The 14206-nt window shown below is 38.2% G+C and carries 14 protein-coding genes; all 14 read left to right on the plus strand.

Features of this window, described 5'->3' with window-relative positions; translation table 11 throughout:
* Positions 1-11 precede the first annotated feature (11 nt).
* The 14 genes from dtd (at position 12) to KQI94_RS02785 (ending at position 14201) form a co-directional block, all read left to right on the plus strand.
* A complete protein-coding gene (gene dtd / locus KQI94_RS02725; protein WP_002369178.1) occupies positions 12-458 on the plus strand; it encodes a D-aminoacyl-tRNA deacylase in 447 nt (148 codons plus the stop codon).
* A gap of 139 nt (positions 459-597) precedes the next feature.
* The gene (locus tag KQI94_RS16465; RefSeq protein WP_002383130.1) at positions 598-819 is read left to right on the plus strand and encodes a hypothetical protein; all 222 of its coding nucleotides are present in this window, start codon (positions 598-600) and stop codon (positions 817-819) included.
* Positions 816-2117, plus strand: a complete 1302-nt coding sequence (hisS, locus tag KQI94_RS02730) for a histidine--tRNA ligase (RefSeq protein ID WP_002360033.1) — start codon at positions 816-818, stop codon at positions 2115-2117. The genes KQI94_RS16465 and hisS overlap by 4 nt, the downstream gene beginning before the upstream one ends.
* A 17-nt stretch (positions 2118-2134) precedes the next feature.
* On the plus strand, positions 2135-3904 hold the full coding sequence (aspS, locus tag KQI94_RS02735) for an aspartate--tRNA ligase (RefSeq protein ID WP_002369179.1): 1770 nt from the start codon (positions 2135-2137) through the stop codon (positions 3902-3904).
* Between the two features lie 153 nt (positions 3905-4057).
* On the plus strand, positions 4058-4894 hold the full coding sequence (locus KQI94_RS02740) for a bifunctional hydroxymethylpyrimidine kinase/phosphomethylpyrimidine kinase (protein ID WP_002385835.1): 837 nt from the start codon (positions 4058-4060) through the stop codon (positions 4892-4894).
* Positions 4878-5384: an ECF transporter S component gene (locus tag KQI94_RS02745; RefSeq protein ID WP_002357086.1), complete on the plus strand. Its 507-nt coding sequence runs from the start codon at positions 4878-4880 to the stop codon at positions 5382-5384. Before KQI94_RS02740 ends, KQI94_RS02745 begins: the two co-directional genes overlap by 17 nt.
* Positions 5381-5950 carry a TIGR01440 family protein gene (locus tag KQI94_RS02750; RefSeq protein ID WP_002365825.1) on the plus strand — a complete coding sequence of 190 codons (570 nt, stop codon included), beginning with the start codon at positions 5381-5383 and terminating at the stop codon, positions 5948-5950. Before KQI94_RS02745 ends, KQI94_RS02750 begins: the two co-directional genes overlap by 4 nt.
* 142 nt (positions 5951-6092) lie before the next feature.
* Positions 6093-6971 (plus strand): YitT family protein, encoded by an 879-nt coding sequence (locus tag KQI94_RS02755; protein WP_002357090.1) that lies wholly within the window; start codon positions 6093-6095, stop codon positions 6969-6971.
* A gap of 419 nt (positions 6972-7390) precedes the next feature.
* On the plus strand, positions 7391-8428 hold the full coding sequence (locus KQI94_RS02760; RefSeq protein ID WP_002357092.1) for a sugar-binding domain-containing protein: 1038 nt from the start codon (positions 7391-7393) through the stop codon (positions 8426-8428).
* A 39-nt stretch (positions 8429-8467) separates the two neighbouring features.
* Positions 8468-9469, plus strand: coding sequence for a type I glyceraldehyde-3-phosphate dehydrogenase (gap, locus tag KQI94_RS02765; protein ID WP_002357093.1), 1002 nt, complete (start codon positions 8468-8470; stop codon positions 9467-9469).
* 126 nt (positions 9470-9595) lie between these two features.
* The gene (locus KQI94_RS02770) at positions 9596-10789 is read left to right on the plus strand and encodes a phosphoglycerate kinase (protein WP_002357094.1); all 1194 of its coding nucleotides are present in this window, start codon (positions 9596-9598) and stop codon (positions 10787-10789) included.
* 48 nt (positions 10790-10837) lie between these two features.
* A complete protein-coding gene (gene tpiA, locus KQI94_RS02775) occupies positions 10838-11593 on the plus strand; it encodes a triose-phosphate isomerase (RefSeq protein ID WP_002360035.1) in 756 nt (251 codons plus the stop codon).
* 131 nt (positions 11594-11724) lie between these two features.
* Complete coding sequence (gene eno / locus KQI94_RS02780; RefSeq protein ID WP_002357098.1) at positions 11725-13023, plus strand: phosphopyruvate hydratase; 1299 nt, start codon at positions 11725-11727, stop codon at positions 13021-13023.
* Between the two features lie 353 nt (positions 13024-13376).
* Complete coding sequence (locus tag KQI94_RS02785; protein ID WP_002360036.1) at positions 13377-14201, plus strand: toll/interleukin-1 receptor domain-containing protein; 825 nt, start codon at positions 13377-13379, stop codon at positions 14199-14201.
* Positions 14202-14206 lie beyond the last annotated feature (5 nt).

A 14206-nucleotide genomic window follows, 5' to 3' on the forward strand; every position in this document is an offset into this window, starting at 1 on the left:
AGGCAAAAAAGATGAAAGTAGTTATTCAAAGAGTCAGTCAAGCACAAGTTGCGATAGAAGAGCAGATAGTGGGACAAATCAAACAAGGCTTCATGGTGCTGGTGGGCATTCATCAAGAAGACACGCCAGAAGATGTGGCTTATATTGTTGGCAAAATCAGTAAATTACGTGTTTTTGAAGATGACGAAGGAAAAATGAATCGCAGTATTCAAGAGATTGAAGGATCAATTTTGAGTATCTCTCAATTTACCCTCTATGCAAAAACTAAAAAAGGCAATCGTCCCAGTTTTATTGAAGCGGCTCGTCCAGATGTGGCGATTCCTTTGTATGAATTATTTAATCAACAATTAGAAGCAGAAGGAATAGCGGTAGCCACAGGAGAATTTGGCGCGGATATGCAAGTGTCGTTGACCAATGATGGTCCAGTGACCATTGTGATCGATACACGAGAAAAATAATTGATTTTCCTGTCGGAACCACTTGACTTTCTAAGAGAACTTTAGTAGTTTATAGATAATATTAAAAATCTACGAAGGAACGAGTAAGTTTCATCTGTCTGCGAAGAGAGAGTTGCCGTGGCTGAGAGCAACTTCAACAGTGAAAGTGAAAGACATTCTGGAGATGGACGGAAGAAAAGCCGTCCCGTTACGAGCGTTAATCGTTGAGGAAAGAGTAAAATCTTTCAAAACTAGGTGGTACCGTGTAAAAGAGACTTTTACGCCCTTGTATGTTCAACATACAAGGGCTTTTTTCATTTTTAGAAAAAAGAAAATGGCGCACACATTTTTGTGGAATGATAGAAGGAGAGAAAGACAATGAGTTATCAAAAACCAAAAGGAACAAACGATATTTTGCCAGGAACTTCTGAAAAATGGCAATTTGTGGAAGAAACAGCTCGTTTGATTTTTAAAGATTATCAATACCAAGAAATCAGAACCCCGATTTTTGAACATTATGAAGTAATATCTCGCAGTGTTGGCGATACTACAGATATTGTTTCAAAAGAAATGTATGATTTTTATGATAAAGGAGACCGTCACGTGACGCTCCGTCCTGAGGGGACAGCGCCAATTGTTCGGGCCTTCGTTGAAAATAAATTATATGGTCCGGAATATACGAAACCATATAAAACCTATTACATGGGGCCGATGTTCCGCTATGAACGCCCACAAGCTGGTCGTTTGCGTCAATTCCATCAAATTGGTGTGGAAGCATTTGGTAGTGAAAACCCAGCATTGGATGTTGAAATCATGGCTATGGCTTTGGACTTCTTCAAACAATTAGGCATCCAACAAATCAAATTAGTTATTAATTCCTTGGGGGATAAAGAAACACGTGCTACGTACCGTCAAGCATTAATCGATTATTTAGAGCCCCATATGGCAGAATTAAGTGAGGATTCACAACGTCGCTTACACGAAAATCCATTGCGGGTGTTAGACAGCAAAGATAAAAAAGACAAGGTGATTGTCGCGGAAGCGCCCTCCATTTTAGATTATTTAAATGAACCATCTAAAGCACATTTTGAAGCAGTAACTGATATGTTAGATTTACTAGAAATTCCTTATGAAATTGATAGTAATATGGTTCGCGGTCTGGATTATTACACACACACAATTTTTGAAATTATGAGTGAAGCGCCTAAAATGGGGGCGCAATCAACTATTTGTGCAGGGGGCCGATACAATGGTTTAGTTGAAGAATTAGGCGGCCCAGACACACCAGGTTTTGGTTTTGGTATGGGCATTGAGCGAGTGTTGTTAACAATGGAAGCTGAAGAAGTTGTGATTCCAGCGTTATCTGAATTAGACGCATATGTGGTTGGGATTGGTTCAGAAACCAACATCGCAGCTTTGCAACTTGTTCAAAGCATTCGTAACTTTGGTTTCTCAGCTGATCGTGATTACATGAATCGCAAACCAAAAGCGCAATTTAAAACGGCCGATAAATTACAAGCAAAATTAGTTTTAACAATCGGTGAAAATGAATTGAATGAAGGCATTGTCAACGTAAAATCAATGGCAACACGCGAAGAAAAAGCCTTCCCGTTAAGTGCTATCCATGATTCATTTGATGAAGTGTATGACGAAATGATGACAAAAATGATTGAAGAATAAAAAGGAGAGATTGAGAAATGGCAAAACGCACAACCTATTGCGGCAATGTATCTGCCGAATTTATTGAAAAAGAAGTTGTATTAAAAGGATGGGTTCAAAAACGTCGTGACTTAGGAGGGGTTATCTTTATTGATTTACGTGACCGTGAAGGAATCGTCCAAGTGGTCTTTAACCCAGAAAAGTCAAAAGAAGCATGGGAAATTGCTGATAAATGTCGTAGTGAATACGTCATCGAAGTTAAAGGTCAAGTCGTTTATCGTGATAAAGAAGCGATTAATCCCAAAATGAAAACTGGCGAGTTTGAAGTGATGGCGACTGACATTACGATTTTAAATACTGCGAAAACAACGCCATTTACCATTGAAGATGACAATAACGTTAATGACGAATTGCGCATGAAATATCGTTATTTAGATTTGCGTCGTCCATCAATGACAAACAACATTAAATTACGTCACCAAGTAACGAAAACAATCCGTCACTATTTAGATAATCATGACTTTTTAGACATTGAAACTCCTTATTTAGGCAAATCAACACCAGAAGGCGCTCGCGATTATTTGGTTCCTTCTCGTGTCCATGCCGGTCATTTTTATGCTTTACCACAATCACCACAACTCTTTAAACAATTATTAATGGGGGCAGGCTTCGATCGCTATTACCAAATCGTTCGTTGTTTCCGTGATGAAGATTTACGAGGCGACCGTCAGCCAGAATTTACACAAATCGATATTGAAACGACCTTTTTAACACCAGAAGAAATTCAAACATATACAGAAAATATGTTGGCTGAAGTGATGAAAGAGACAAAAGGAATTGAGATTTCTGTTCCGTTTCCACGAATGAGATATGACGAAGCGATGGCACGCTATGGTAGCGATAAACCCGACACTCGTTTTGCTATGGAATTAATTGATGTTGCAGATGTAGTGAAAGACGTAGACTTCAAAGTTTTCCAAGCAGCGTTGGAAAATGGCGGACATGTGAAGGCTTTAAATGCAAAAGGCGCCGCAGATAAGTATTCTCGTAAAGATATGGATAACTTAGGTAAGTATGTGAGTCAATTTGGCGCAAAAGGCTTAGCTTGGTTAAAAGTTGAAGAAGATGGCTTAAAAGGACCAATTGCTAAATTCTTAACAGAAGTTAGTGATGAATTAATTGCTGCTACCAATGCAGAAGTCGGTGATATTTTAATGTTTGGTGCCGATAAACCTGAAATCGTAGCCGCTGCTTTAGGTGCGGTACGTACACGTTTAGGTAAAGAATTAGGTTTAATTGATGAATCGAAATTCAATTTCTTATGGATTGTGGATTGGCCGTTGTTTGAATATGATGAAGAAGCTGGCCGCTATGTTTCTGCTCATCATCCATTTACACAACCAAAAGCAGAGGATGTGGCCCGCTTAGCAACAGACCCAGCCTCTGTGTATGCGGAAGCTTACGATGTTGTCTTAAACGGCTACGAATTAGGTGGCGGCTCATTACGGATCCATACACGAGAATTACAAGAAAAAATGTTTGAAACGTTAGGTTTTACAAAAGAAGAAGCACAAGACCAATTTGGTTTCTTGCTAGACGCATTAGATTACGGCTTCCCGCCACATGGAGGGATTGCTTTAGGGCTAGACCGCTTAGCAATGCTATTGGCTGGGGAAGAAAATATTCGTGAAGTGATTGCCTTCCCTAAAAACGGGAAAGCAATTGACCCAATGAACAACGCACCAAGTTTAGTTTCTCCATTACAATTGTTTGAATTAAACATTGATGTAACAGCCATTGACGAATAAGTGTTAAATCCAAAGAAAGAGTGACTTCATTGACGGATGAGGTCACTCTTTCTTTGGGAAGGAAAAAGATAACGAAAGACTTAAAAAGTGGCTGAGCTAAAAATCTGCCAATTGGCTGTTTTTTCTTTTTAGAAAACTTTGTATGATAACTGAGTGTATAAAGGAGCGAAACAAATGACAAAAATAATTTTAACAATTGGCGGTTCCGATCCTTTTTCAGGTGGCGGGATTCAAACAGATTTAAAAACGTTTGAAAATCATCAAGTCTTTGGCTTATCAACTTTAACTTGCCTTGCTACAGCCCCCAAGAATCATTTTCAGATTCATGACCTTGAGACTTCTTTGGTGAAAGAGCAACTCGCTTCCATACCTGCCGGGAGTTTAGACGGCATCAAGATTGGCTTGATTCACAGTGAAGAAAGTATGCTACAAATTGCAACCTTTTTGAAAAAGCACGCAGGTCTGCCGGTGGTGTTGGATCCTGTCTTGGCTTTTAAAGAAACGACTTCAGTTTATGAAAAAAGATACATGCAGTTATTGATTGAAAAACTTTTTCCATTCGCAACGATTATAACGCCTAATTTAAAAGAAGCAGAATTACTCATTGGCAGAAAATTAACAACCGTCGAAGAAGTCCAACAAGCGGCGGAAGAGTTAAACTCTTTAGGAGCGGCAACGGTGGTGATTAAAGGTGGTAATCGTTGGCTTGGCCAAGAAGCACGTGACTTTTTTTATGATGGACAACAACATATTCAATTGGTCAAAGAAAAAGTAATGGCCCACACCATTGATGGCGCTGGTTGTTCCTTTGCTTCTGCAATTGGTGCGAATTTAGTTAAAGGATATCCGTTAATTGAAGCAGTTGATTTAGCAAAAACATACGTTCATGAAGCCATTGTTTCTGGGGTCCAGCTAAATGCAGCTTTTGGAAGTGTGTGGCATGAAGGATTACTAGCAGGAGGTGTGGCGGATAATGACAAGAAAAATTAGTCTATATGCAGTAATTACCGCTTTAACAGTGGCTGTGTCAATGGTCTTTATTATCCCCGTCCCAGCAACAAATGGCTTTGTTACATTGGCGGATGCAGGGATTTACATTGCTAGTTTACTTTTTGGTCCGATTGGTGGCTTGACAGTCGGAGCTTTAAGCGGTGGTTTAATTGATTTATTGTCAGGCTATCCACAATGGTTCGTTTTTTCGTTATTGATTCATGGCGGACAAGGTTGGTTAGCAGGGCACTTCTTTAATAAAAATAAAAAGATGCAAACGCTAGGATTACTTTTAGCCAGTCTCCTCATGATTAGCGGGTATGCTTTAGCGACTAGCTGGCTTTACGGCGTGGGTGCGGGGATTGCCTCATTACCAGGGAATATCATTCAATCCTTATTTGGGGTGATTGTAGCATTGCCTCTTAGTCAAACATTAAAACGTGTGTTACCAAAAAATGGTCGTTTAGAAGAAAGAAGGATGAACAAATGACTATCGATGAAAAAATGTTAAAAGAACAGTTAGTGACAATTACAGAAGAAGTCATTACAGCAGGAAATTTACAAAAAGGGGACCTATTTGTTTTAGGTTGTACCACCAGCGAGGTAGTAGGTGGCGTCATTGGTAAAAATTCCAGTGCCGAAGTAGGACAATGGATTGTCTCAACCTTAATTGAACAATTAGATAAAAAAGGCATCTCTTTGGCTGTCCAAGGATGCGAACATATTAATCGTGCTTTAGCGATGGAACGTCGTGTGGCTGAAGAAAAAGGCTTTGAAATTGTCTCGGTAGTACCACAATTACATGCTGGCGGTTCTTGTTCAGTGGCTGCCTTTGAAAAATTTGATGAACCTGTGGAAGTGGAGCATATTGTTGCTCAAGCAGGGATTGACATTGGCGATACATCTATCGGTATGCATGTAAAACATGTGCAAGTTCCTCTTCGCTTGAGCATTCGAACGTTAGGTGCGGCTCATGTTACAGCATTATATTCTCGTCCTAAATATATTGGTGGACCAAGAGCCCATTATGAAACAACCCAAGAACGAAATCGTTAAGATTTCGTTCTTTTTTCATTTCTATAAACATTTGATGAATCTTCCGTAATTATTATAGGAATCTCTTTTTTTCTCTCGGTAAACCACGTATAATATGAAAAGAAATGTAATTTATTGAAAACCTGAAACGAGGCTATTATTTATGAAAAAAATTTATGACGGACTGCCAGTTCATGACTATACAACAAAATTTTCTGTGTCGATTGTCTATGCTATTCTTGCATCAATTGCCATGAACTTTTTCTATCAACCAGGAAATATTTATTCCAGTGGCTTAACAGGCTTGGCACAAATTTTAACAACCCTCTCAACAAAAATTGTGGGTTTTAATGTGCCTGTCTCCATTACATTGTATCTTTTAAATGTACCGTTATTCTTTATTGCGTGGAAAAAAATAGGTAAGAAGTTTACAATTTTTACTTTCATTACAGTGACTTTAACTTCATTATTTATGCATATTGTTCCGCAAACGGTGATGACCCAAGATCCAATTATCTGTGCTATTTTTGGTGGGGCGATTTCTGGATCAGGAATTGGTTTTGTCTTAAAAAACGGGGTTTCTTCTGGGGGATTAGATATTCTAAGCATTACCATTCGGAAAAAAACGGGGCGTTCTGTTGGCTCGATTTCAATTTATTTTAACGCACTAATTGTCTTCGTTGCAGGTTATTTATTTGGCTGGCAGTACATGTTCTACAGTGCGTTATCAATTTTTGTAAGTGGGAAGGTCACAGATGCTGTTTATACTAAGCAAAAGAAAATGCAAGTTATGATTGTCACCAAGAACCCAGATCGAGTCGTGGATGAGATTCAAAAGAAAATGCGCCGCGGTATTACAATTATTCATGAAGCGGAAGGGGCATATCGCCACGACCGCCAAACTGTTTTGCTCACTATTGTGACACGCTTTGAGTTGCCAAGTTTAGAAGCAGCCATGAAAGAAAGTGATCCGAATGCCTTTGTCAGCATCTCAGATAATGTCAAAATTTTAGGACGTTTTTACGAAGAAGATTACAAATAAAAGGGTATGAAGCAACGAGAGAATGGCTGTGTCTATTCTTTCGTTGCTTTTTTTGAAAAATAAGTAAAAAATGCTTTGTGTGAGGACCTGAAATTCCCATTTAAACAAGAAGTTAATTGAAAGACGTTCGTGAATTCCTTTGCTTTTGGTTTAATTAAATCTAATTATTCGGGAATAAGTCGCTATTGTTTCTCGCAAACGAATGCTTTGTTTGGATTTGAAAGAAAACGATGAAAAAAGAATCATTTTTATTGAAAAGACCTAAAAAAACTGGTACACTAAGTGTGTAATTGATAAGTACTTTTAATACTGTTATGAATAAATAGTAGGAAAAACGAACATCAATTCTATTTTTTTAAAGTTCATAGGTCGTTTTCAGTCTTACTTGGACATATTTCGACCCACAAAAGGAGCGCATCATGTTAAAAGAATTTAAAATGATTGAAGCAGTTGCTCCAGATATGCTCGATGTATTACAAGAAAGATTCCAAATTCTTCGCAATATTTATTGGATGCAACCTATTGGACGTAGAAGTTTATCAGAAACGATGGGAATTACAGAGCGAGTCTTGCGTACAGAAACAGATGTTTTGAAGCAGCTCAACCTGATTGAACCTTCAAAAAGCGGAATGACATTAACAGAACGCGGTTTGGAAGTCTACCAAGGCTTAGAATTAGTCATGAATCAATTGCTTGGCATGCACCAAATCGAAAAAGAAATGACACAGTACTTTGGCATTCAACGTTGTATCGTTGTTGCAGGAGATAGTGATATCCAAAAGAAAGTTCTTTCGGACTTTGGAGATGTCTTAACCAATACGCTGAATTTACTCTTACCAAATGGTGAGAATACAATTGCGGTTATGGGTGGGACAACAATGGCCATGGTGGCCGAAAATATGGGATCACTAGAAACTGAAAAACGTCATAATTTGTTTGTTCCAGCCAGAGGAGGGATTGGTGAAGCAGTTTCTGTCCAAGCCAATTCAATTAGTGCTGTAATGGCCAACAAAACGGGTGGTAACTACCGGGCGTTATATGTCCCAGAGCAATTGAGTCGTGAAACGTATAATAGTTTATTACAAGAACCCTCGATTCAAGAAGTTCTTACGTTAATTAGTCATGCCAACTGTGTGGTGCACAGTATTGGTCGAGCGTTGCACATGGCGGCACGCCGAAAAATGTCTGATGACGAAATGGTTATGCTCAAACAAAAAAATGCCGTGGCAGAATCGTTTGGTTATTTCTTTGATGAAGAAGGAAAAGTGGTCTATAAAATTCCACGAATTGGCCTTCAATTAAAAAACTTACAAGAAATTCCCTATGTCGTCGCAATTGCGGGCGGCAAAACGAAAGCCAAAGCCATTCGCGCATATATGAAAAATGCACCAAAACAAACGTGGCTCATCACAGATGAAGCTGCTGCAAACGAGATTTTAAAAGGGGTAACCCTTTAAAATAAAAAATTTTTGATTTTCATAAGGAGGAAATCTTTAATGACAGTTAAAGTAGGTATTAATGGATTTGGACGTATCGGACGCTTAGCTTTCCGTCGTATCCAAGATGTAGAAGGAATCGAAGTAGTTGCAATCAACGACTTAACAGATGCTAAAATGTTAGCACACTTGTTAAAATATGACACAACTCAAGGCCGTTTCAACGGTACAGTTGAAGTTCACGAAGGTTCATTCAACGTTAATGGCAAAGAAATCAAAGTTTTAGCTAACCGTAACCCTGAAGAATTACCATGGGGCGAATTAGGCGTAGACATCGTTTTAGAATGTACTGGTTTCTTTACTTCTAAAGAAGCTGCTGAAAAACATTTAACTGCTGGTGCAAAACGTGTAGTTATTTCAGCTCCTGGTGGTAACGATGTACCAACAATCGTTTACAACACAAACCATGAAACATTAACTGGAGAAGAAACTGTAATTTCAGGCGCTTCTTGTACTACAAACTGCTTAGCTCCAATGGCTAAAGCTTTACATGACAACTTTGGTGTTGTTGAAGGTTTAATGACAACTATCCACGCTTACACAGGTGACCAAATGACATTAGACGGACCACATCCTAAAGGCGACTTCCGTCGTGCGCGCGCTGCTGCTGCAAACATCGTACCTAACTCAACTGGTGCTGCTAAAGCAATCGGCTTAGTAATCCCAGAATTGAACGGTAAATTAGATGGCGCTGCTCAACGTGTTCCTGTAGCAACTGGTTCATTAACTGAATTAGTTACTGTATTAGACAAAGAAGTTACTGTTGATGAAGTAAATGCAGTAATGGAAAAAGCTGCTAACGAATCTTATGGTTATAACACAGACGAAATCGTTTCTTCTGATATCGTAGGTATGACTTACGGTTCATTATTCGATGCAACTCAAACAAAAGTGATGACAGTTGGCGACAAACAATTAGTTAAAACTGTTGCTTGGTATGACAACGAAATGTCATACACTGCTCAATTAGTTCGTACTTTAGAATACTTCGCTAACTTATAAGATTCATTCTTATCATTAGTGAAATTTGAACAATTGTGAAATAATAAGCGGGGAAGCAACGCGCTTCTCCGCTTTCTTTTTTTAAAAAAGAAAAATCCTAAAATTGACAATACAGGAGGTCTACTCATGGCTAAAAAGACAATTAAAGATGTAGATTTAAAAGACAAAAAAGTCCTTGTCCGTGTTGACTTTAACGTTCCGTTAAAAGATGGCGTGATCACAAACGATAATCGTATCGTAGCGGCTTTACCAACAATCAAATACGTGATTGAAAATGGCGGAAAAGCAATTCTTTTCTCTCATTTAGGTCGTGTAAAAACAGAAGAAGACAAAGCTGGCAAATCATTAAAACCAGTGGCTGAACGTTTAAGCGAATTACTAGGTCAACCAGTTACTTTTGTTCCAGAAACACGTGGTAAAGAATTAGAAGACGCTGTTAACAATATGAAAGATGGCGACGTTTTAGTATTTGAAAACACTCGTTTTGAAGATGTTGACGGCAAAAAAGAAAGCGGCAATGACGCTGAATTGGGTAAATACTGGGCTTCTTTAGGCGATGTATTTGTCAATGATGCTTTTGGTACTGCACACCGTGCACATGCCTCAAACGTTGGAATTGCTTCAACTGGTATCCCAACAGTTGCTGGTTTCTTAATGGAAAAAGAAATTAAATTCATCGGCGAAGCTGTTGAAAATCCAAAACGTCCATTCGTAGCAATCTTGGGTGGCGCTAAAGTTTCTGACAAAATCGCTGTCATTGAAAACCTAATTGAAAAAGCCGATAAAATTTTAATCGGTGGCGGTATGGCTTACACATTCATGAAAGCACAAGGCTATAGTGTTGGTTTATCTTTACTTGAAGAAGATAAAGTGGACTTAGCGAAAAGCTTAATGGAAAAAGCTGGCGACAAATTAGTTTTACCGGTTGATACAGTTGTCTCTAAAGAGTTCAGCAATGACGCTCCTTTCCACACGGTTCCTTCAACTGAAATCCCAGATGATGAAGAAGGCTTGGATATTGGTGAAAAAACAATTGAATTATTTGCTAACGAATTACAAGGTGCGAAAACAGTTGTTTGGAATGGACCAATGGGCGTATTTGAAATGAGTAACTTTGCCAAAGGAACAATTGGTGTTTGTGAAGCGATTGCTAATTTAGAAGACGCAACAACAATCATCGGTGGCGGGGACTCTGCTGCTGCAGCAATTCAATTAGGCTACGAAAACAAATTCTCTCACATCTCAACAGGTGGCGGAGCAAGTTTAGAATTATTAGAAGGCAAAACTTTACCAGGTTTAGCTTCTATTAACGATAAATAATCAGTTTAAAAGACAATATTTTTAAAAAAAGAAAAGGATGTGCTTTTCATGCGCAAACCAATTATCGCTGGTAACTGGAAAATGAACAAAACTTTAAGCGAAGCACAAAGCTTTGCAGAAGCAGTAAAAAATGCTGTTCCATCAAACGACGTTGTTGACGCTGTGATTGGATCTCCAGCATTATTCTTAGCTCCTTTAGCTTGGAACCTAAAAGATTCTGAAGTGAAATTAGCTGCACAAAACTGCTACTGGGAAAACGCTGGTGCCTTCACTGGTGAAAACTCACCAGCTGCAATTGCAGATTTAGGTGTAGACTATGTGATTATCGGACACTCTGAACGTCGCGAATATTTCCACGAAACAGATGAAGATATCAATAAAAAAGCCAAAGCAATCTTTGCAAATGGTATGACACCAATCTTCTGTTGTGGTGAAACTTTAGAAACGTATGAAGCTGGTAAAACAGCGGAATGGATCGAAGGTCAAATCACTAACGGCTTAGTTGGTTTATCAAACGAACAAGTTGCTTCAATGGTTATCGCTTACGAACCAATCTGGGCAATCGGAACTGGTAAATCTGCAGATGCTAATATTGCAGATGAAATCTGTGGTGTTGTTCGTTCAACAGTTGAAAAATTATACGGCAAAGAAGTTTCTGAAGCTGTTCGTATTCAATACGGTGGTTCTGTTAAACCAGAAAACATCGCTGAATATATGGCAAAAGAAAACGTTGACGGTGCTTTAGTCGGCGGCGCAAGCTTAGAAGCAGACTCATTCCTAGCTTTATTAGATGCTGTAAAATAAGAAATCACTAACGGTAACGTTTTCTCAATGACTTTTGCAAAAAAATGTTTGCATAGTTTGCGAGAATTAACTACAATCATACATGAGGGAATCCCCTTAGTATAAATACAAACTCAAAGGAGAGACAAAACATGTCAATTATTACTGATATTTACGCACGCGAAGTCTTAGACTCACGCGGTAACCCAACAATCGAAGTAGAAGTTTACACTGAAAGCGGAGCTTTCGGCCGTGGAATGGTTCCTTCAGGAGCTTCAACTGGTGAATACGAAGCAGTTGAATTACGTGATGGCGACAAAGCTCGTTACTTAGGTAAAGGTGTTACTAAAGCTGTAGATAACGTAAACAACATCATTGCTGAAGCAATCATCGGTTACGATGTACGCGATCAAATGGCTATCGATAAAGCAATGATCGATTTAGATGGAACTCCTAACAAAGGTAAATTAGGTGCTAACGCTATTCTTGGTGTGTCTATCGCCGTAGCTCGTGCTGCTGCTGATTACCTAGAAGTGCCTTTATATCATTACTTAGGCGGATTCAATACAAAAGTATTACCAACTCCAATGATGAACATCATCAATGGTGGATCACATGCTGACAACAGTATTGACTTCCAAGAATTCATGATCATGCCTGTAGGTGCGCCTACATTCAAAGAAGCTTTACGTATGGGTGCAGAAGTATTCCACGCATTAGCTTCAATCTTAAAAGGTCGCGGCTTAGCTACTTCAGTAGGTGACGAAGGTGGTTTCGCTCCTAACTTAGGTTCAAACGAAGAAGGTTTCGAAGTAATCATCGAAGCTATCGAAAAAGCTGGCTATGTTCCTGGTAAAGACGTTGTTCTTGCTATGGATGCTGCTTCTTCAGAATTCTACGACAAAGAAAAAGGTGTTTACGTTTTAGCTGACTCAGGCGAAGGCGAAAAAACAACTGAAGAAATGATCGCATTCTACGAAGAATTAGTTTCTAAATACCCAATCATTTCAATCGAAGACGGCTTAGACGAAAACGACTGGGACGGATTCAAAAAATTAACTGAAGTATTAGGCGACAAAGTTCAATTAGTTGGTGACGATTTATTCGTAACAAACACAACTAAATTAGCTGAAGGTATCGAAAAAGGTATCGCTAACTCAATCCTAATCAAAGTTAACCAAATCGGTACTTTAACTGAAACATTTGAAGCAATCGAAATGGCTAAAGAAGCTGGCTACACTGCAGTTGTATCTCACCGTTCTGGTGAAACAGAAGATTCAACAATCTCTGATATCGCTGTTGCAACAAACGCTGGCCAAATCAAAACTGGTTCATTAAGCCGTACTGACCGTATTGCTAAATACAACCAATTATTACGTATTGAAGATCAATTAGGCGATGTAGCTGAATACAAAGGCTTAAAATCTTTCTACAACTTAAAAAACAAATAATTCATTTAATGAATAACGCTTAAAGGGACAATTGGTTAATGAACCAATTCTCCTTATACTCGGACGTAAAAACACGCCTTTCTGCAAAGAAAGGCGTGTTTTTTTATATTTATAAAAATATTGAAAAAAATAGATTAGAAATAACTTCAACCGTACATCGCTCTATAATCACTTGTTTAAAAATAACAAAACATTAAAAAAACAACATTATATAAAAATTTAATAAAACAAAATAATTGTTATTTTATAATTTTAGTATTGACTGGTTTCAGATAACGCTGTACGCTTAAAGAAATAGTATAGAATTTCACAAAAAAATGAAAACACAAATTTAACTTGGAGGATGTTGAGTAGTGAGCAATGGGAAAAAGATTTTTATTAGTCATAGTTCAAAGGATCAAGAATATGTGGATGCGTTTATCCAATTATTGAAAAAGTTTGGGTTTCGAACACAGGATATTTTTTATAGTTCCACTATTGAAACAGGTGTACAGCCAGGAGAATTAATTTTTGACACGATTAAAAGGGAGCTAACTAATCAACCTGTCATGCTGTATTTTTTATCTGATCATTATTATCAGAGTATTCCATGTTTAAACGAAATGGGTGCTTCTTGGATGCTATCAGATAAACACTATCCAATTGCGTTAAATAATTTTTCTATGAAAGATATGAAAGGTGTTATTAGTAGTGAGCGTTTGGCGATTGCGTTTAATGATAAGACAAGTACTAATGAAATAAACTGCTTATTAAAAAAGTTATCTCATGACACAGATGTACAAGCTGAGCCAGATTTTGAACTAAACGTTGAAAAAAATATTCAGCCATTCCAAAATAAACTGACACAACTGATTCGGCAAGCAAGTTATTTAAAACCTGATGAAAAGGGATATTTTGAAACGACTCTTAGCACTCATCGTCCTGTGTATGGCACAGCAAAAGGGGTGTATGACTGTTTTAAATTACCTAGCTTAATTGAGCCTAAAAGTTTAGGTTTAGACACGCTATCAGAGGATGAAAGCCATTGGCTATTCTTTTTTCTTACGTGGGGAACTTTTCAAGAAGGCGAAAAAGTGCGGTTTAAATTGAAAAAGGATAAGGCGTATAACAATCGGGAATTTAGTGATATTGGTAAATGTAAAAATATTTACGTCTCTTATTTAGAGAAGGTAGAGTAATTGGA

The organism is Enterococcus sp. S183_ASV_20 (assembly GCF_018919685.1).
Taxonomy (GTDB): domain Bacteria; phylum Bacillota; class Bacilli; order Lactobacillales; family Enterococcaceae; genus Enterococcus; species Enterococcus faecalis.